This is a genomic window from Agromyces sp. NPDC058126 (assembly GCF_042884595.1).
Classification (GTDB): domain Bacteria; phylum Actinomycetota; class Actinomycetes; order Actinomycetales; family Microbacteriaceae; genus Agromyces.
This window is the reverse complement of record NZ_JBHVTS010000003.1, coordinates 104,523-124,382: the sequence shown is the minus strand read 5'-3', so window position 1 is coordinate 124,382 and position 19,860 is coordinate 104,523. Positions and strand designations below refer to the sequence as shown.

Sequence of the window (19,860 nt, the reverse complement as noted above, 5' to 3'; positions counted from 1 at the left end):
GATGCCTCGCGCCCGCATCGTGCTCGTGCACGGCATCCGCACCTCGGCGACGATGTGGCGGCGGCAGCTCGACGCGCTCTCGGCGCACGACCTCGACGTCGTCGCGATCGACCTGCCCGGTCACGGCACGCGCATCGGCGGCGACTTCTCGATCGACGAGACCATGACGATCATCGATGCGGCGTTGAACCCGGCCGCTTCCGACGCCTCGGCCGGTACCGACGCCCGTATCGGTGCCGACGCCCGTGTCGACACCGACGTGCCGCGACTGCTCGTCGGGTTGAGCCTCGGCGGCTACCTCGCGATCGAGTTCGCGGGAAGGCACCCCGACCGACTCGACGGACTCGTGGCGGCGGCCTGCGGAACGCTCCCCCGCGGCTCCGCCCTCTCCGCGTACCAGTCGCTCGCCGCCGCGATCGCCCGCACGCCCGACCGCGGGCGCGCGCTCAACGACGCCATGGCGGCGCTCTTCCTGAACAGCGACGCGGCGCGCGACGTCGTCGCCGGCGGGGTCGCGCTCGACGTGATGGGGCCGGCACTCGCCGCCGTCGGGCGCCTCGACCCCCGTGCGGCGCTCGCGAAGGTGCGGGTGCCGATCTGGTTCGTCAACGGGCGGTACGACCACTTCCGGCTGCAGGAGCGCACCCTGCTGCGCGCCGCGCACGACGCGCGACTCGTGATCGTGCCCGGCGCGACGCACCTGGTGAGCCTCACCCGACCCGACGACTTCACCGCCGCCGTGCTCGGCGCGGTCGCCGAGCTCGACCGTCGTGCCGCCGTTCGCCGCCGCCACGACGCTCGCCGCATTGGTGCCGCTCGCGCGTAGCTGGTATCGTTGTCTGTTGGCTTGCCGTGTGGGTCCCACCCCGCACGATCGCCGGGCACGAGCCCCTCTACCTCGTGACGGCACATCCTGTACCCACACGAGAACGAAAGACGAACCACACGTGGCAAACATCAAGTCGCAGATCAAGCGCATCAAGACCAACCGCAAGGCCGAAGAGCGCAACAAGGCCGTGAAGAGCGAGGTCAAGACCGTCGTCCGCGCCGCGCGCGAGGCCATCGCCTCGGGCGACAAGGACAAGGCCACCGCTGCCGTGCGCGTCGCCGGCCGCAAGCTCGACAAGGCCGTGTCGAAGGGCGTCATCCACAAGAACCAGGCCGCGAACCGCAAGTCGGCGATCGCGAAGCAGGCCGCCGCGCTCTGAGTCGCGTCGCACTGCAGTACGGCTGAAGGCCCCGCTCCGGCGGGGCCTTCGTCGTTCCGGGGCGGATACCTCGTGGTGCCGCCGCATCCGCCGGCCGCTCGTTGCGCGCCACCTGCGCACGCTCTGCGCCGGTTCACGCGGCGCAGACGGCGTCGAAGCGGCGCAGCGCCCAGGGAACTCGAGCGGCGCAGGGCGCGCCCGCGTGGCGCACGGCATGGCGCGCCACGGACGAGAGCTCGCGCCGCTCAGCGGCGGCCGCGGGCGGCGATGACGCCGACGAGGCGTTCGAGCGCGAAGACCGGGTCGCGCTCGGCGCCCTTGACCGCCGCGTCGGTCTGCGCGAGGGTCTCGATGGCGACGCCGAGGCCGGCGTCGGTCCACCCGGCGAGGTCGCGCCTGGCCCGGTCGACCTGCCAGGGGGCCATGCCGAGCGAGGAGGCGAGCTGGCCGCCGCTGCCGCGCGAACCCGAGACCTTCGCCATCGTGCGGAGCTTCATCGCGAAGGCCGCGACCATCGGCACCGGGTCGGCGCCGCTGTCGAGCGCGTGCCGCAGCGCGATGAGCGCCTCGCCGTGACGGCCCGCGATGGCCGCGTCGGCCACGGCGAAGGAGTTCGTCTCGACGCGGCCACCGTAGTACTTGGCGACGATCGCCTCGGTGATGTCGCCCGGTGCGTCGGAGAGCAGCTGGCGGCTCGCGGCGGCGAGTTCGCGCAGGTCGTCGCTGAACGCCCCGACGAGGGCGCGAAGCGCGCCGGGTGCGATCTTGCGCCCCGCCGCACGGAACTCGGCGACGACGAAGTCCTGCTTCTCGGCGTCCTTCTTGAGCTCGGCGCAGACGATCTCGATGCCGCCCCCACCTCCGGCGCGAATGGCGTCGAGGAGCTTCTTGCCGCGCACGCCGCTGCGGTGCCGCAGCACGAGCGTCGTCGCGTCGGCGGGCTGCTCGAGGTACTCGAGCGCGTCGAGCAGGAAGTCGTCGCTCGACTTCTCGACGCCGCTCACCCGGATGAGTCTCGGTTCGCCGAACAGCGACGGGCTCGCGAGGGTGAGGAGTTCGCCCCGGCGGTAGCCGTCGGCCTCGAGGTCGCTGACCTCGAGCGCCGGGTCCTCCGAGCGGAGGAAGTCGCGCAGCATGCCGATCGCCCGCTCGGCGAGCACGTCTTCGGCGCCCGAGACGAGCACGATCGGAGCCGGCCGCACGGCGTGCCACGCCAGCTGCGGAATCGCGACCTTCGTTCGCGCTGAAGCGCCTGCTCCGCGAGCTGCCACCAGTGCCTCCCTGTTCCGCTTCAAGTCTAGGGTCGGCCGCCGACGCTCGGGTTCGGCGCGTGCTGGGGGCCGACGAAGGTCGCGTCGACAGTGTCTTCTCGCGACCCGACCTCTCACCGCACCTCGGAGGCATCAGTCGGGATGAGCCACTCGATCCCTGGCGTGACGATCAACCGGGCTTCGCGCCGCCCGGTGCAGCGGCCGCCGACCCACCGGCCGTGCCGGCCCGGCGCTCGCTCCACACGCGCACGCCGCCTTCCGCCGGTGAGAGCGTGATCGTGCCCGAAAGGTCGGTGCGCAGCGTCGCCGTGCCGACGCGGTCGAGCAGCTCGAGCAGCCGTGCCGTCGGGTGTCCGTACCAGTTGTCGGCGCCGACCCCGACGAGCCCGACGCGTGCACCGAGCCGCTCGTACAGCGCATCGCGCTGGTCGGCGGAGCCGTGGTGCGCGACCTTGACCAGGTCGACGCGCCCGAGGCCCGAGTCGGTGAGCATGCGTCGCTGCGCATCCTCGCCGAGGTCGCCGAGGAACACCCCGTGATAGCTCGGCGACACGACCTCGAGCACCACGCTCGCGTCGTTGCCTGGCGGCGTGTCGGGCAGCGGCCAGAGCGTGCGCCATCGTGCTCGCCCGAGGGTGCCGTGGGCGCCGGCCGTCACCTCGCTCGCCTCGGCACCCGAGTCGAGAAGCGGGTCGAGCGCCCGAGAGGAGCGTTCGCCGTCGAGCGGCCCGTGCAGCACGGCCGACACGATGCCCTCGACCGCAGCGACTCCGCCGACGTGGTCGGCGTCCCAGTGGGTGAGCACCAGGAGGTCGATGCGGTCGACACCGAGCAGCTCGAGGCATCGGGTCAGCGCCGCAGGGTCGGGCCCCGCGTCGATGAGCGCGGTCGCCTCGCCCGATCGCAGGAGCACGGCATCGCCCTGGCCGACGTCGCAGGCGGCGACCTCCCAGTCGCCCGGCCGCGAGACGCGCGTGATCAGGTTTCCACCGACGACGACACCGAGCTGCACGGCGACGGCGATGACGAGCAGGCCGGCGACGCTCATGCGTGCCCGTCGCCCGAGCGGTCGGCCAAGCACGAGTCTGAGCGCGAGCGCGGTGCACACGGCGAGGAGCAGCGCGCCCGGGGCATCCGGAAGCCAGGGCATCCGCCCGCCCGGCATCGCCGCCATCGTGTGCGCCACGACCGCGATCCACTGGGCGGGCAACCACGCGAGCTGCAGGGCGGCGAACCCGACCGAGGGCAGCACCGGCAGCAATAGGCAGCCGATGAGCCCGGCGACCGTGCCGACGGGCGCGGCCGGCGCTGCGAGCAGGTTCGCGGGCACCCCGTAGACCGCGATCGCCGGGTCGAGCAGCACGAGCACCGGCTGGCACGCGAGCTGGGCGGCGAGCGGCACGCCGAGCATCACGGCGAGCGGCACCGGCATCACGCGAGCGAGCGCCCGTGAGAGCGGAGCGGCGAGCAGGAGGAGCCCCGCGGTCGCGCACACCGAGAGCGCGAAGCCGTAGTCGCGCGCGTACCAAGGGTCGATGACGAGCAGCACCACAACCGCCAACGCGAGGGCCGCGAGCCCGCCGCCGGGCCGCCCGGCCGCGACCGCGACGAGCACGACGACGGCCATCACGGCGGCCCGCACGACGCTCGACTCGGGCGTCACCAGCACGACGAAGGCGCCCAGTGCGAGCAGTGCGACGATCACTCGGATGCCACGGCGCAGCCCCAGCGCCGCGGCGAGAGCGAAGGCTGCGGCCGTGATGATGGCGCAGTTCGCCCCCGACACGGCGGTGAGGTGGCTGAGCGAGCTCGCCTTCATCGCCGCGTCGAGCGGTTCGCCGACTGCGCTCGTGTCGCCGATCGCAAGCCCGGGCACGAGCGCGCCGCCGTCGCCGCCGAGCCGCGTGGCCGCGTCGGCGAAGCCGGTGCGGAGAGCTGCGCTCCAGGCGAGCCACGCGGGCGGCGCACCCACCTCGACGTCGGACTGCGCGCGGAGTCGGAAGGCGGCGGCCTCGACCGACGGTTCAGGCGACGCCCGCGCGGTGAACGCGAGCGTCGCACCGAGCTGCAGCGTCGCCGGCACCGCATCGACGACCCCGCTCACGGAGATGGGAGCGACCGAGGCCCCGTCCACACGCAGGAGACGCCCCTCGATCCGCATCGACGAGCGCGCCGGCTCCGTCGCCGCGTCACCCCCGCGCGCGTTACCCGCTTCGGAGGGCGCGGCCCACGGCATCACCGAGACCATCGCCCGCGGCGCCGCGGTGAGCTCGACGACGACCTCGACCGTCGATCGGGCGTCGGCCGCGCGCGCGAGCGGTGAGGCGTCCCGAGAGGCGAGGGAGAAGCCGGCCGAACTCGCGACGAGCGCCGCCGCGACGGCCGCGATCGAGGCGGTGGCGGCCACGGTCGTGAGCGGCGACGCTCCTCCACGACGACCGGGTCGGCGCGCGAGCAGCGCGGCGACGAGCAGCACGGCAGCGACAACCCAGAGCGCGGCCGTCGCGATCGACGGACCGACTCCGACGTCGGGTGCGGCCACCGTCGCCCACCCCGCCGCCCAGGCGGCGACGGCCGGTGCGACCAGCCTCGCGTCGCGCATTCAGGGCGCCACCAGCTCGGCGAGCCCCGAGTAGACGGCGTCGCCGATGCCCGCGACATCGAGCAGCTGCTCGGTGCTCGTGAACGGGCCGTTGGCCTCGCGCCAGTCGATGATCCGCTGCGCGAGCGCCGGGCCGATGCGCGGCAGCGTGTCGAGCTCGCCGACGTCCGCCGTGTTGAGGTGCACCTTGCCGTCGGCCAGGGCGCTCGCGCCCGCGCCCGTCGCGGCGGCCGGGGCCGGGACGGCCCCGACGACCGGCACGACGAGCTGCTCGCCGTCGGCGACCGCGCGCGCGAGGTTCACCCCGGCGGGATCGGCCTCGGCCGTCAGCCCGCCCGCCGCAGCGATCGCGTCGACCACCCTCGCACCCTCGCCGAGCTCGACGAGGCCGGGTTCGGTCACGGCGCCGAGCACGTGCACGAGCAACACGGGCGGGGCCGCGCCGGCCTCGACTGCGGCGCCCGAGCCATCCTCTTCACCGTCGCCCGTGGCGCCCGAGAAGGAGACGCTCGGCTGCGCTCCCCCACCCGAACTCGCGAACGACAGCATCGCCGCAACGGCCACCGCCGCGATGAAGAGCGCGACGGCCGCGCCGACGCCGAGTCGTACGCGCGCCGAGGCCCGTCGCGCCGAAGGATCGAGCGCGGCGAGCGGATCGGGACTGTCGGGGCGCGGCATGCCCGCAATCTACGAGCGCCGGACGAGCCCCGATCGGCCCACGACCTGAGCGCCCGCGAATCGGCGCCGCTCGCGGCCTGTCGAGGAGGAGTCAGCCGGGAGGCGCGAGGCGTCCGGGCCCCTCAGCGGGATCGGCGGGAACGCGGCGCCGACCGCGCGAACCGGCCGACCGCCGCTTGCGCTCGCACCGCGATCCGCCGCAGGCGATGGCCGAACGGCACCCGGTGCAGCGCAGCTCGGAGCCGTGGAACCCGGTGCGAGCGGCGCAGATCGCGACGCGCACGCGCCCACGACAGCTCCCGCGCCCAGGTCGCGACGACCCGGCGCTCGTCGAACGCTCGCGCGCTGCGCACGGCCGCCCGTCGCATCGCGGCGACCTTCCGCGGCGGCATGCGCTGCAGCGAGCCGATCGCGTCCGTGAGCGCTTCGACGTCGCCGCTCGGCACCAGCAGTCCGTTCCTGCCGTGGCGGATGAGATCCGCCGGCCCGTAGCGGATGTCGTAGGCGATCGGGATGCAGCCGGCCGCCATCGCCTCGACGAGGACGAGCGGGAAGCCCTCCGAGCGCGAGGTCAGCAGCAGGAACGACCTCGTCGCGAGCTGCCGGCGTGCGTCGGTTGCGAAGCCGTGCAGCTCCACACCGGGTGCCTCGGACGCCCGGTGTGCCAGCACCTCGCGCTCCTCGCCATCGCCGTAGACGTCGAGCGTGACCGGGCCGGAGGCATCGCGCTGCGCGGCCGTCACCGCCGCGATCGCGTCCGACACGCGCTTGCGCGGGGTGAGCGAAGCGAGGACGACGCCGGCACCGACCGGTCTCGGCGTCGAACCATGCCGCTGCCCGCGCATCGCTGCGTGAGCCTCACGCGGCGGCCGGGCGTTGGGGATGACGGCGAGGTGCTCGTGCGTGCCGACGAGCTCGGCGACCTCGGCCGCCTGGCGCTGCGAGAGCAGCGCGACGAGGTCGAAGTCGTCGAGGTGCTCGAACACCTCCCGCCGCGAGGCTCGCACCGGGTGCTCGGCGCCCCGCCCGGCGCGGTGCGAGGCGTGCACCACATGTGCGGTGATGACGTGCGATCGCCGGTAGCCCAGCATGAACGGGGCGATCGTCTTGCTGTCGACGATCATGTAGCTGGGAGTCGACGCCGTGAGCGCATCGAGCCAGGCCGTGTAGAGCGGCCATGCCCGCCGCCAGGAGCGGACCGGCGCCCCCGAGGCGTCGCAGAGCACGAGCGAGCGCCCGCCCGGCTCGCCACGACGCCGGGTGTCCCGCCGATCGCTGAGCACGAGGCTGCCGTCGTCGCGCAGGTGGTCGATCTGCAGCAGACGACCGCCGTCGTCACGACGCACACGGGCGATCACCCGTCCGTCGTCGCGGTGCAGCATCTCGTCGGCCTCGCCCTCGGCGAGGGGCGTGAACGCGTCGCGGTCGAGGCGCAGGCTGCCTCCAGGAAGCGGGTTCGATCGCAGCCACTCGACGAGGTTCATGATGCGCACGCCGTCGGCGATCGCACCGCGATCGCGCAACCGGGCCTCGAGCGCCGGAGTGTCGGGGCACGCGTCGAGGGTGAGCACCTGCACCTCGACGCCGCCGAGCCGGGCGAACGACGAGGAGCGCGCGAGCAGCGCCGCCGTCATCCCGCCGTAGTCCTCGGGAATCGACCAGGTCACCGCGAAGTGGCGGCCACGGGGCATCCTGACTCGACCGGTCGCGCCCCCATCACGATCGAACATGCTTCGACGCTATTGCGACAGCCTTTGCAGAAACTGTGTGCAACAACGGCGCGGCGGCCGACCCGAGAGGGTCGACCGCCGCGCCGTCGTCGAACGCGCCGCCGCTAGCCGCGCGTCGCGATGTTCACGAGCCGCGGCGCGCGCACGATGACGTTCACGATCTCGCGATCGCCGACCGAGCGGATCACCGCCTCGGAGGCGCGGGCGAGCTGCTCGAGCTCGTCGGCCGAGATCTTCGGCGAGATCTCGAGGCGGTCGCGCACCTTGCCGTCGACCTGCACGACGGCCGTGACCTGCTCCTCGATGAGGAGCGCCGGGTCGGCCTTGCGCCACGGCACAAGCGCGATCGTCGGCTCGTAGCCGAGCCGCTGCCACATGTCCTCGGCGGTGTACGGCGCGAACAGGTCGAGCACCATCGCGGTGACCTCGGCCGCTTCGCGCACGGCGGCGTCGGATGCCCCGGGCCCCGAGTCGATCGCCTTGCGGGTCGCGTTCACGAGCTCCATGAGGCGCGCCACGATGACGTTGAACTTGTACGCCTCGGCCAGCCCCGGGGCATCCGCGAGCAGTCGGTGGGTGACCCGGCGCAGCGCCCGGTCACCGGTCGACCAGTCGACGTCGGGCGACGAGGTCACCTCGCCGGCGATGCGCCAGGCGCGCGCGAGGAACTTGGCGGAGCCGACGGGCGACAGGTCGGCCCAGTCGATGTCGTCTTCGGGCGGACCGGCGAAGGCGAGCGTCACGCGCAGCGCGTCGGTGCCGTGGGCGGCGAGCTCGGAGGCGAACTCGACGAGGTTGCCCTTCGACTTCGACATCTTCGAGCCGTCCATGAGCACCATGCCCTGGTTGAGCAGCGAGGTGAACGGCTCGGTGAAGCCGAGGTAGCCGAGGTCGAACAGCACCTTCGTGATGAAGCGCGAGTAGAGCAGGTGCAGGATCGCGTGCTCGACGCCGCCGACGTACTGGTCGACGGGCGCCCACTTCTCGGCCTCGGCCGGGTCGAAGGCCTTGGTGTCGTCGTTCGCGTTCAGGTACCGCAGGTAGTACCACGAGCTGTCGACGAAGGTGTCCATCGTGTCGGAGTCGCGCTTGGCCGCGCCGCCGCAGTTCGGGCAGGCCACGTTCACCCAGTCCTCGGCTGCGCCGAGCGGGCTCGAGCCCTTCGGCTTCAGGTCGAGACCGGCCGCGTCGGGCAGGCGCACCGGCAGCTCGCTCTCGGGCACGGGCACCTCGCCGCAGTCGGCGCAGTGGACGATCGGGATGGGCGTGCCCCAGAAACGCTGCCGCGAGATCAGCCAGTCGCGCAGGCGGTAGTTCTTCGCGGCGCGACCGGTGCCGCGCTCGTCGAGGATCTCGATCGCGCGACGGATCGCGTTCGACTTCGAGAGGCCGTCGAGCGGGCCCGAGTTGATGAGGCGGCCTTCGCCGGTCAGCGCGACGCCGGTGCCGGCCGGGTCGAGCGGCTCGTGGTCTTCGGGGAGGTACGGCACGCCGTTCTCGTCGACGGGGATGACCGGGATGACGCCCGTGACGGGCGCGTTCGTGTCGACGACGACGCGCACCGGCAGCTCGAAGGTGCGGGCGAAGTCGAGGTCGCGCTGGTCGTGCGCGGGCACGGCCATGATCGCGCCGTGTCCGTAGTCGGCCAGCACGTAGTCGCTCGCCCAGATCGGCAGCCGCTCGCCGTTCAGCGGGTTGATCGCGTAGCGCTCGAGGAACACGCCGGTCTTCGGGCGGTCGGTGGCGAGGCGCTCGATGTCGGTCTCGGCGCGCACCGAGTCGAGGTAGTCCTGGAAGTGCATGCGCACCTCGGGCGAGGCGCCGCCCGCGAGCTCGGCGGCGAGGTCGGAGTCGACCGCGACGACCATGAACGTCGCGCCGTAGAGCGTGTCGGGGCGGGTCGTGAACACCGGCACCTTGCCCTCGCGGCCCTCGATCTCGAACTCGACGTCGGCACCGGCCGAGCGGCCGATCCAGTTGCGCTGCATCGAGACGACCTTCGAGGGCCAGCTGCCCTCCAGCTGGTTGAGGTCGTCGAGCAGGCGGTCGGCATAGTCCGTGACGCGGAAGTACCACTGCGTCAGCGCCTTCTTCGTGACGACGGCGCCGCAGCGCTCGCAGTGACCGTCGACGACCTGCTCGTTCGCGAGCACCGTCTGGTCGTTCGGGCACCAGTTGACCTGGCCCGCCTTGCGGTAGGCGATGCCCTTCTCGTAGAGCTTCAGGAACAGCCACTGGTTCCACTTGTAGTACTCGGGGTCGCTCGTGTGGAGCTCCCGCGACCAGTCGAAGCTCGGCGCGTACTGGCGGAACGAGGCCTTCTGCTGGGCGATGTTCGCGTAGGTCCACTCGCGCGGGTCGGCACCGCGCTTGATCGCGGCGTTCTCGGCGGGCAGGCCGAACGAGTCCCAGCCGATCGGGTGCAGGACGTCGAAGCCCTGGTGACGCCAGTAGCGCGCCGCGATGTCGCCGAAGCCGAACGCCTCGGCGTGCCCCATGTGCAGGTCGCCGGAGGGGTACGGGAACATGTCGAGGACGTACTTGCGGGGCCGCGTGTCGCCCGACGTCCCGGCGCGGAACGGCTGGAGCTCGTCCCACACGGGAAGCCACTTCGCCTGGATGGCGGCGAAGTCGTACGCGCCGGATTCGGCGTGTGCAGGGTCGTGATCGTGTGCCACGTGACTCTCAATCGTGTGTCGCTCGGCGGGCGCGGCCCGCGGGGTCTGCAGGGCGCGCCGGAGCACGGCGCACTCGGGTATCCAGCCTAGTCACTCGGCGGGGGTGGATGCCGCGCCGAGCACCGCGAGGAGGGCGCGGGCCTTCACCCGGGTCTCCTCGATCTCCTCCGCCGGCACCGAGAGCGCCGTGATGCCGCCGCCCGTGCCGATGCTCGCGCCCGACGGGGCGAGCACGATCGAACGGATCACCATCGCGAGGTCGGCCCCGCCGTCGACGCCGAGGTAGCCGAAGGCGCCCGAGTAGATTCCGCGCGGCCCCTGCTCCAGCCCGTGCAGGATCGACATCGCGCTGTGCTTCGGCGCCCCGGTCATCGAGCCCGCCGGGAAGGCGGCGCGCACGACGTCGAGCACGGAGCGCGGCGGCGCGATGCGGGCGTGCACCGTCGAGACGAGCTGGTGCACGTGCGCATACTCCTCGACCTCGAGGAGCCCCTCGACGCCGACGCTGCCGAGCTCGGCGATGCGGCCGAGGTCGTTGCGCATGAGGTCGACGATCATGAGGTTCTCGGCGCGCTCCTTGTCGCTCGCGAGGAGCTCGGCACGGAGCTCAGCGTCGCGGACGGGGTCGGCGTCGCGCGGCCGGGTGCCCTTCATCGGCTTCGTCGACACTCGGCCCGACGGCTCGACCAGGAGGAACTGCTCGGGCGAGGCGCTGAGCAGCGCGACCTCGCCGAACCGCACGAATCCGCCGTGGTGGCTCGGACTCGTCGCCCGGAGCGCGAGGTAGGTCGCGGCGGGGTCGGGGTGCACGTCGACGTCGACCCGGTTCGTGAGGCAGAGCTGGTAGGCGTCGCCGCGCACGATCGCGGCCTGGCAGGCCTCGATCAGCTCGGCGTAGCGGGCGGCGTCGTGGCGCCATTCCGCCACGGCTGGCGGTGCGGTCGTCGAGGTCGAGCGGTGCGGATGCCCCGTGGCCGTCGTCGCGCCGTCGTCACCGATCATCTCGCCGAGCGCCGTCGCCTCCGCGTCGGCCCACGCGGACCCGTCGTCCGAGTCGAGCCAGACGAGCCGCAGTTCGCGTGCGACGTGGTCGAAGACGAGCGCGCGGTCGACGAACAGGAAGGCCGCGTCGGGCGTCTCTGCGTGCGACACCGGCACGCCGTCGGCCGCGGCGCCGAGCTCGTAGCCGAACCAGCCGAACCAACCGAGCGGGCCGGGTGCCGGCTCCCCCGGCTCGAGCTCGACCGCGGGCATCGCGAGCGCTTCGGCGAGCAGATCGAGCACCGCGCCCTCGCGCACGGTCGCCGTCGTCGTCCGAGTGTCCGCCACCGGGCGCACCGTCTCGATGCGGCCCGTGCCGAGCGTCGCGCCTTCGCCGGCGTCGAGCACCGCGGTGACGAGCTCGCTCGCCTGATGCGCCCGGCCGAGCATGCTCATCCCGCTCGCATCGTCGCCGCCGTCGAGCCAGACGACGTACTCGGCGTCGGCGTAGCGGAGCCCGAACACCGCCGCGGGGTCGCGCCAGAAGGGCAGCACGCGAGACCGGATTCGACGGGGCATCCCCCAAGCCTAGGGCGCGGCCCACGCCGTCGGCCGCGCGACCACCCCACGGCAGTCCGCTCCCGACCATCGCGGCCGGAAACCGGCGGGATGGCCACAGCGTTGCTCCGGCACCGACCCGCCGGGCGACTCAGTGCCGGAGGACGGCGGAAGCGGGCACGTCACCCCGGCGTCTCAGCCGCGGGTGCCCGCCGTGTCCGACTCGAGTGCGCGTCCGTCGGCGATCGTGACCACCCGATCGACGAGCGCCGGGTCGACGGGAACGTGCGAGATGAGCACGACCGTGCGGCCGTCGCCCTCCGCGGCGCCGAGGAGATCGCGCAACAGGGCGTCGGCCCGGTTGCGATCGACGTTCGCCGTCGGCTCGTCGAGCACGAGCACGGGGAACCCGGCGAGCATCGCGCGCGCGAGCGCCAGACGTTGCGCCTGCCCGCCCGAGACGAGCGAGCCGCGCTCGCCGACGCGCGCGCCGAGCCCGCCCCGGTCGAGCACCCACTCGCGCAGGCCCACCCGGTCGAGCACGTCGAGCAGCTCGTCATCGGTCGAGGTGTCGCGCGCGAACACGAGGTTCTGGCGCACGTCCTCGTCGAAGAGCCACGGCCGCTGCTCGACGAGGCCGACGAGACGGCGCACGTCGCCGGGGTCGAGCTCGGATGCCTCGACGCCACCGATGCGGTACGAACCGCTCGTCTCGAGGAACCGCACGAGCACGTGTGCGAGCGTCGACTTGCCCGCGCCCGACTCCCCGCGCACGAGCACGCGCTCGCCCGGCGCGAGCTCCAGGTCGAGGCCCGCGAGCGTCGGGGCGGTGGCACCCGGCCAGCTCGCCGCGACGCCGCGCAGCGAGATGGCCGGCGCCGGCTCGGCGGCCGGTGCCGCGACCGGGTTCGCCGGGGCCACGGGGATCTCGGCCGGCACCTGTCCGGGAACGGCGCTCGCGACACGCTCGGCGCTCACCCGGCCGAGCCGCCACGCGCTCGCCGCGGGCGGGATCGCCGCGGCGACCTCGGCGATCGCGAGCGGCACGAGGCACAGCACCGCGAAGGTCGGGCCGTCGATCCGTCCGGAGGCGAGGAGCGGCTCGGCGCTCACGATCGCGAGGGCGACCGCGATGCCGCCGATCGCCGACATGATCGCCGCCGCCGCGCCGGCTGCCGAGGCGCTCGCCCGGGTCATCCGGGCCAGTCGCTCGCCGAGCGCGTCGATGCGCGCCCGCCCGGCCGCCGCCGCGTCGAAGGCGACGAGCATCTCGAGCGACTGCACCTGATCGACGACCGCGGCCTGCAGCTCGCCGCGCAGCGGCGCGAGCCGCGACTCGGCCCGGGCGGCGACCGCACGCTGCACGAGCAGGGTCGCGCCGACGCCGAGCACGAGGCATCCGAGGAGGGCGACGGCCGAACCGGGCGCGAGCACCGCCACCCCGACCACCGCGCCGAGCAGCACGACGAGCGCACTCACGACGGGTTGCACCGCGCGCAGCGGCACGTTCTGCAGTTCGTCGACGTCGCCCACGAATCGGGACAGCAGCTCACCGCGCCGGAGCGCGGCGATGCCGTCGGGGGCGACGGGGAGCATCCGTTCGAAGATGCCGCCGCGGATCGCGGCGAGCTGCCGGAACGCGGCGTCGTGACCGCTCAGCCGCTCGAGGTAGCGGAACACCGCGCGGCCGAGGGCGAACGCTCGGACTCCGACGATCGCGAGCGAGAGGTAGAGCACAGGGGGCTGCTCGGCGGCGCGGGCGATGAGCCACGCCGAGCAGGCGAGGAGCACGACGGCCGAACCGCCCGACAGGATCCCGAACAGCACCGAGGGCAGCAGCCTGGCGAACGGCGGGATGCTCGTGCGGAGCACCGTGCGGGTGTCGGGCCCGCCGTGCGGGTTGCGTGCTTCAGACATGGGCCACCGCCGGTTCGATGATGTCGTCGGCGGCGTGGACGAGCGCCGGACGATGGGTGGCGACGAGCACGGTGACGCCCCCGTCGCAGAGCGCGCGAACGCGTTCGACGAGCGCCGACTCGCGGCCGGCGTCCTGCGCCGAGGTGGGCTCGTCGAGCAGGAGGATCGGCAGCCGCCGCGCGAGCAGTCGATGCACCGCGCGCGCGATCGCGACCCGCTGCGCCTGCCCTCCGGACAGGCCGGCGCCGCCCGGACCGAGCACGAGTTCGGCCGGGACGTCGACGCCGGCGACCGCGAACGCCTGCTGGAGGAGCTCGGGGGCCGCAGATTCGTCGCCGAGGCGGACGTTCTCGGCGACCGTGCCGGCGAGGAGCATCGGCGACTGGCCGGCCCATGCGATGAGCTCGCGACGGCGACCGTCGAGCGGGCGACCGTCCCAGGCGATCTCCCCCGCCGCGACCGGCGCGAAACCGAGGAGGGCGGCGAAGAGCGTCGACTTGCCGCTGCCGCTCGGGCCGGTCACGGCGATGAGTGAGCCCCGGGCGACGACGGCGTCGAGCCCCTCGATCACGGGGCGGTCGCCGCGGCGCACATGGAGCCCCGTGACGACGAGGCCGGCGTGCGGCGCGGGCGCCGGGGCATCCTCGTGCTCGAGGGCAGCGCCGGGCTGCACGGCCGTCGCGGCGGGCGCCACCGGCGCGGCCGGGCCCGAGTCCGCCGAGCCGGCCTCCGCGGCGTCGAGCAGCGCGAACGCGTCGTCGGCGGCCGTCACCCCGGCGGCCGAGGCATGGAACGCCGCGCCGACGTTGCGGAGCGGCAGGAACACCTCGGGCGCGAGCACGAGCACGAAGAGGCCCGGCGCGAGCGACATGTCGCCCGCGACGAGGCGCAGGCCGATCGACACCGCGACGAGGGCGACCGACAGGCTCGCGGCGAACTCCAGCGTGAAGCCCGAGAGGAAGGTGATGCGGAGGACCTTCATCGTGCGGCGCCGGTAGCCGTCGGTCACCTCGCGGATGCGGCGCGTCTGCCGCTCCGCCCGGCCGTACAGCATGAGCGTCGACAGCCCGCCGACGACCTCGAGGAATCCGCGCGAGAGCACCGAGAGGCTCTCCCACTGGCGCCGCTGCACCGCCTCGGTCGCCATGCCGATGAGTGCCATGAACACGGGGACGAGCGGCAGGACGATCACGAGCACGAGACCCGAGAGCGGGTCGGCGATCCACGCCGCCGCGATGCACGCGGGCGTCGCGACGACGGTGAGCACGAGCTGCGGCAGGTAGCGGCCGAAGTAGTCGTCGAGCGCGTCGAGGCCCGGGCCGAGCAGGGTCGCGATGCGCGCCGACGAGAAGCCGGCGATGCCGCCGGGGCGACGCTCGAGCGCGGCCAGCAGTTCGGCCCTGAGCTCGCGCTTGACCCGCTGGGCGCCCGTCGTGCCGACGAGCTCCCACGCCCAGCTCGCGAGCGCCCGCACGCACGCGGCGCCCACGAGCACGGCGAGGGCCGGCCAGGCGGCGTCCATCGGCATGCCCTCGATGAGGCCGACGACGAGGGTCGCGATCGACCAGGCCACCGCGATGATCGCCGCCGCCTGCACGACGGCCAGCGCACCGCCCGCGACGAGGAAGCCGCGGGCGGCGCGCGAGCGGCGCACGAGCCGGGGGTCGAGAGGTTTCACGCGAGCCGGCTCAGTGGGTCGCCGCTTCGATCGTCGACCGGCTCACGCGTTTGCGGAAGACCCAGTAGGTCCACCCCTGGTAGGCGAGGATGAGCGGGAGGAAGATCAGCGCGACCCAGCTCATGAACGTGAGCGTGTACGTCGTCGACGAGGCGTTCTCGATCGTGAGGCTGTTCGCCGGGTCGTTCGAGGCCGGCATGACGCCGGGGAACAGCGCCGCGAACAGCGCGAACACCGCCGCGGCGATCGTCGCGGCCATGAGCGTGAACGCGACGCCCTCGGCGCCCCGCAGGTTCGCGAGCCAGCCGCCGATGAGCGCGACCGCGGCGACCGCCGCGAGGATCCAGAACCAGAACGTGCCGAACGCGAGCCCCGTCCACAGCAGGAAGGACGCGGCCACGACGATCGTCACGATCCCCGAGCGCACCGCGAGGCGGCGCGCCCGCTCCCGCAGCTCGCCCTCCGTCTTCAACGACACGAAGACGACGCCGTGCGTGAAGAAGAGGAGGAGGGTCGTGAGCCCGCCGAGCAGGGCGTACGGGTTCAGGAGGTCGAACAGGGTGCCCGTGTAGTTGTGGTCGGCGTCGAGAGGCACGCCCTGCACGATGTTCGCGAACGCGACGCCCCAGAGCAGCGCGGGCACCGCCGAGCCGATCACGATCATCAGGTCGAAGCGACCCTTCCACTGCGACTCGGGGCGCTGGTGGCGGTACTCGAACGAGACGCCGCGCACGATGAGCGCGAGCAGGATGAGCAGGAGCGCGAGGTAGAAGCCCGAGAAGAGCGTCGCGTACCACTCGGGGAACGCCGCGAAGAGCGCGGCCCCCGCGACGATCACCCAGGTCTCGTTGAGGTCCCAGACGGGGCCGATGGTGTTGATGAGCACTCGGCGGTCGGTGTCGTCCTTGCCGAGGAACGGCAGCGACATGCCGACGCCGAAGTCGAAGCCGTCGAGTACGAAGTAGCCGACGAAGAGGAACGCGACGATCCAGAACCAGAGCGTGGGGAGATCCACTTGTCCTCCTCCTTTCAGTAGACCGTCGTGGCGGGTTCGATGCGGCCCGACTCGGGGTCGGGTTCGCCGAGTTCGGGTGGGCCCTTCTTGATGGCCCGGAGGATCAGCCGCACCTCGACGACCGCGAGCGCACCGTAGACGAGCGTGAACGCGATCAGGGAGATGAGCACGTCGAGCCCGGTGACGTTCGGCGAGACGGCCGATTCGGTGGGCAGGAGGCTGAACACGATCCAGGGTTGGCGCCCCATCTCGGTGAAGACCCAGCCGACGCTCATGGCGGCGAGCGAGAGCGGGAAGCTCCAGATCGCGACCTTCCAGATCCAGCGCTGCTTCGGCATCCGGCCCTTGCGGGTGAGCCACAGGCCGACGACCGCGACGAGGACGTGGACCATGCCGAGCCCGATCATCCAGCGGAACGCCCAGTAGGTGACCCAGATGGTCGGCGCGTAGTCGCCGGGGCCGTAGAGCTCGGTGTACTGCGCCTGCAGGTCGTTGATGCCCTCGACGCAGCCGTCGAAGGAGTGCGTCGAGAGGAGCGACAGCAGATACGGGACGCGGATCGAGAACAGCTCGCTCGTGCCGTCGGGCGTGCCGAGCGTGAACAGGGAGAAGGAGGCATCGGCGCCGCAGACGGTGTCGTAGGTCGCCTCGGCGGCCGCCATCTTCATCGGCTGCGTGGCCACCATCGCGAGGCTGAGCTGATCGCCGAAGATCGTCGTGAGGATGCCGGCGCCGACCATCGTCCAGAGGCCGAACTTCAGCGCGGGGCGCATCGTGTCGAGGTGCTGGTTGCGGGCGAGGTGCCAGGCGGCGGCCGAGATGATGAGGCCGGCGGTCACCATGAAGCTCGCGGCGATCGTGTGCGGGAACGCGGCGAGGGCCACGGGGTTCGTGAGCAGCGCCCCGATGTCGACGAGCTCGGCGCGGCCCTTCTCGGCGTTCATCTCGTAGCCGACGGGGTTCTGCATGAAGGCGTTCGCCGCGAGGATGAAGTACGCCGACACGATCGTGCCGACGGCGGTGCACCAGATGGTCGCGAGGTGGATGCCGCGCGGGAGCTTGTCCCAGCCGAAGATCCAGAGGCCGATGAAGGTCGCCTCGAAGAAGAAGGCGAGCAGGCCCTCGAGGGCGAGCGGGGCGCCGAACACGTCGCCGACGAAGCGGGAGTACTCCGACCAGTTCATGCCGAACTGGAACTCCTGCACGATGCCGGTGACGACGCCCATGGCGAAGTTGATGAGGAAGAGGTTGCCGAAGAAGCGGGTGATCTTCAGGTACTCGACCTTGTCGGTGCGGAACCAGGCGGTCTGGAAGACCGCGACGGTGGTCGCGAGTCCGATCGTGATCGGGACGAACAGGAAGTGGTAGACGGTCGTCAGACCGAATTGCCATCGAGCGAGCAGCAGCGGGTCGAGCAACTCATTCACACGGATGCCTCTTTCACACGGAGAGAACGCCGAAGCGACGTTCTTCTACGAAGCGTAGAACAAATCGGAGATCGGCGGTAGTCTGGTGGCATGGCGAGTCTCGGAGATCTCGAGCGCTCCGTGATGGAGGTGCTCTGGTCGAGCGACGCCGCGCTCTCGGCCAACGAACTGCGCGACGCGCTCGCGATGCGCGACGGCGAGAGCGGGCGCACGGTCGCGACGACCACGGTGCTGACCGTGCTCTCACGACTCGAGCGCAAGGGCTTCGTGAGCCGCACCCGCGAGCACCGCCCCCACCGCTACCAGGCGCTGCTCTCCCGCGAGGAGCACACCGCCGAGCTCATGCACGAGGTGCTCGACCGTTCGAGCGACCGCGACGCCGCACTGGCCCGATTCGTGGGCACCGTGAGCGACGGCGAGGCGGCGACCCTCCGGCGCCTCCTCGACGAGCTCGTCCGACGCTGACCGTGGTCGCCGTCGCCGTGGGGCTCGGCGCCCTCGCGCTCACGCTCGCGTGGCCGATCCCGCTGGTGCTCTCGCGCGCGGGGTGGCCCGCGCGCTCCCCCGCCGTCGCCCTGGCGCTCTGGCAGGCCATCGCCATCGCCGGCGGCGTCTCGATGATCGGCTGCCTGCTCGTCTTCGGCGCCTCCCCGGCCGGCTCGCTCCTCGGCGCCTGGCATGCGCTCGTGCCCGCGCTCTTCACGGGCCCGATCCCGCCCGAGTTCGGCGTCGTGCACCTCGCCGCGATCACCCTGGCGGCCGGGCTCGCCGTGCACCTCGCCCTGAACCTCGCACTCACGGCGGTGCGCGCCGAGCGCGAGCGGCGCCGCCAGCACCAGCTCGTCTCCCTCCTCGGCGACCCGATGCCGGGCCAGCCGCACACCCGGGTGCTCGCCCACCCCGCGCCGCTCGCCTACTGCGTGCCCGGCATCCGCACGGCGACCGTGCTCACCGACGGCCTCATCGACGCGCTCTCGCCCGACGAGCTCGCCGCCGTCATCGCGCACGAACGCGCACACCTCGACCAGCTGCACCACCTGGTGCTCCTCGCGTTCCGCGCCTGGCACAGCGCGCTGCCGTGGTTCCCGATCGCGAACCGGGCCGAGCGCTCCGTCATCCTCCTCGCCGAGATGCTCGCCGACGACCGCGCCCGGCGCGCGGCCGGCGACGACGCGCTCCGCGGGGCGCTCCTCGTCGTCGGCGAGGGCGGGCCGGGCGGCTACGGCGACGATTCCGTCATCGCCGACGCCGACATGCTCGAGGCACGACTCGACCGGCTCGGCGTCGTGCCCGCGGCATCCTCGTCGTCGGCGATGCCGCGCGCGATCGTGCTCGGCGTCTCCGCGCTCCTCCTCCTCGTCCCGCTCGCGGCCTATTCCGCGGTACTGGCGGATCATCCCGCAGGGTGACGCGACGGCGCCCGCCCCCGGTTACGCTCGAACGATGAACGAGATCCTCGACTGGATCCTGAGCACCGTGCAGGCGGTCGACCCGGTCGCCCGCACGCTCCTCGCCGGCCTCGGCATCATGCTCGAGACGAGCGTGCTCATCGGCCTCGTCGTTCCGGGCGACACCATCGTGCTCGTCGCCGCGACCGCGGTCGACAGTGTCGGCGAGTACCTCGGCCTCACGTTCACGGTCATCGTCGGCGCGCTGATCGGCGAGAGCATCGGGTTCGGCCTCGGACGCTGGTTCGGCCCGCACATCCTCCACTCGCGCCTCGGTCAGAAGCTCGGCGAGGAGAACTGGCATCGCGCACAGCGCTACCTCGATCGCCGCGGCGGTCCCGCGATCTTCATCTCGCGCTTCCTGCCCGTGCTGCACTCGCTCATCCCGCTGACCGTCGGCATGAGCACGATGCGCTACCGCAAGTTCATCGCCTGGACGGCGCCCGCCTGCGTCATCTGGGCCTTCGCCTACGTCTCGGTCGGCTGGGCCGCCGCGGGCAGCTATCGCGAACTCAGCCGCGAGCTGCACTGGGCGGGCTACATCTTCGTCGCCGTCATCGCGCTGTTCCTCCTCGTCGTGTGGGGCGCCAAGAAGCTCATCGTGCGCTCCGAGGCCAAGCACATGGAGGCGGCCGAGGCCGCCGATGACTCCGGTGCGCTCGACACCGC

Annotated in this window: 14 protein-coding genes and 1 pseudogene; 5 read left to right on the top strand and 10 right to left on the bottom strand. The window is 72.7% G+C overall.

Features of this window, described 5'->3' with window-relative positions; all coding sequences use genetic code 11:
• Window position 1: 1 nt before the first annotated feature.
• Window positions 2-826 carry an alpha/beta fold hydrolase gene (locus tag ACFVTR_RS09560; protein WP_387036799.1) on the top strand — a complete coding sequence of 275 codons (825 nt, stop codon included), beginning with the start codon at window positions 2-4 and terminating at the stop codon, window positions 824-826.
• 121 nt (window positions 827-947) lie between these two features.
• Window positions 948-1,208, top strand: a complete 261-nt coding sequence (gene rpsT / locus ACFVTR_RS09555; protein WP_387036797.1) for a 30S ribosomal protein S20 — start codon at window positions 948-950, stop codon at window positions 1,206-1,208.
• A gap of 245 nt (window positions 1,209-1,453) precedes the next feature.
• On the opposite strand, the gene holA is transcribed toward rpsT, so the two are convergent.
• The 10 genes from holA to ACFVTR_RS09505 all read right to left on the bottom strand — a co-directional run bounded on the left by holA (window position 1,454) and on the right by ACFVTR_RS09505 (window position 17,743).
• Entirely contained in the window at window positions 1,454-2,482 is a 1,029-nt protein-coding gene (gene holA, locus ACFVTR_RS09550) for a DNA polymerase III subunit delta (protein ID WP_387037738.1), read from the bottom strand.
• Between the two features lie 166 nt (window positions 2,483-2,648).
• Window positions 2,649-5,081, bottom strand: coding sequence for a ComEC/Rec2 family competence protein (locus ACFVTR_RS09545; protein ID WP_387036794.1), 2,433 nt, complete (start codon window positions 5,079-5,081; stop codon window positions 2,649-2,651).
• On the bottom strand, window positions 5,082-5,759 hold the full coding sequence (locus tag ACFVTR_RS09540) for a helix-hairpin-helix domain-containing protein (protein WP_387036793.1): 678 nt from the start codon (window positions 5,757-5,759) through the stop codon (window positions 5,082-5,084).
• 122 nt (window positions 5,760-5,881) lie between these two features.
• Window positions 5,882-7,489: a glycosyltransferase gene (locus ACFVTR_RS09535; RefSeq protein ID WP_387036791.1), complete on the bottom strand. Its 1,608-nt coding sequence runs from the start codon at window positions 7,487-7,489 to the stop codon at window positions 5,882-5,884.
• A 104-nt stretch (window positions 7,490-7,593) separates the two neighbouring features.
• A complete protein-coding gene (gene leuS, locus ACFVTR_RS09530) occupies window positions 7,594-10,167 on the bottom strand; it encodes a leucine--tRNA ligase (protein ID WP_387036790.1) in 2,574 nt (857 codons plus the stop codon).
• A 90-nt stretch (window positions 10,168-10,257) separates the two neighbouring features.
• Entirely contained in the window at window positions 10,258-11,727 is a 1,470-nt protein-coding gene (pabB, locus tag ACFVTR_RS09525; protein WP_387036787.1) for an aminodeoxychorismate synthase component I, read from the bottom strand.
• A gap of 174 nt (window positions 11,728-11,901) precedes the next feature.
• Window positions 11,902-13,623: a thiol reductant ABC exporter subunit CydC gene (gene cydC, locus ACFVTR_RS09520; protein WP_387036785.1), complete on the bottom strand. Its 1,722-nt coding sequence runs from the start codon at window positions 13,621-13,623 to the stop codon at window positions 11,902-11,904.
• Window positions 13,616-15,301, bottom strand: a complete 1,686-nt coding sequence (gene cydD / locus ACFVTR_RS09515; RefSeq protein WP_387036783.1) for a thiol reductant ABC exporter subunit CydD — start codon at window positions 15,299-15,301, stop codon at window positions 13,616-13,618. The genes cydC and cydD overlap by 8 nt, the downstream gene beginning before the upstream one ends.
• A 10-nt stretch (window positions 15,302-15,311) precedes the next feature.
• Window positions 15,312-16,316 carry a cytochrome d ubiquinol oxidase subunit II gene (gene cydB / locus ACFVTR_RS09510; protein ID WP_387036781.1) on the bottom strand — a complete coding sequence of 335 codons (1,005 nt, stop codon included), beginning with the start codon at window positions 16,314-16,316 and terminating at the stop codon, window positions 15,312-15,314.
• 14 nt (window positions 16,317-16,330) lie between these two features.
• Window positions 16,331-17,743: a cytochrome ubiquinol oxidase subunit I gene (locus tag ACFVTR_RS09505; protein WP_387036779.1), complete on the bottom strand. Its 1,413-nt coding sequence runs from the start codon at window positions 17,741-17,743 to the stop codon at window positions 16,331-16,333.
• A 90-nt stretch (window positions 17,744-17,833) separates the two neighbouring features.
• Between ACFVTR_RS09505 and ACFVTR_RS09500 the strand changes: the two genes are divergently transcribed.
• From ACFVTR_RS09500 to ACFVTR_RS09490, 3 genes and pseudogenes are all read left to right on the top strand, one after another.
• The gene (locus ACFVTR_RS09500; RefSeq protein ID WP_022890145.1) at window positions 17,834-18,208 is read left to right on the top strand and encodes a BlaI/MecI/CopY family transcriptional regulator; all 375 of its coding nucleotides are present in this window, start codon (window positions 17,834-17,836) and stop codon (window positions 18,206-18,208) included.
• Between the two features lie 2 nt (window positions 18,209-18,210).
• On the top strand, window positions 18,211-19,152 hold the full coding sequence (locus tag ACFVTR_RS09495; protein ID WP_387036777.1) for a M56 family metallopeptidase: 942 nt from the start codon (window positions 18,211-18,213) through the stop codon (window positions 19,150-19,152).
• Between the two features lie 34 nt (window positions 19,153-19,186).
• Window positions 19,187-19,855 (top strand): annotated as a pseudogene (locus tag ACFVTR_RS09490) (DedA family protein); the annotation flags it as partial.
• Between the last annotated feature and the right edge of the window lie 5 nt (window positions 19,856-19,860).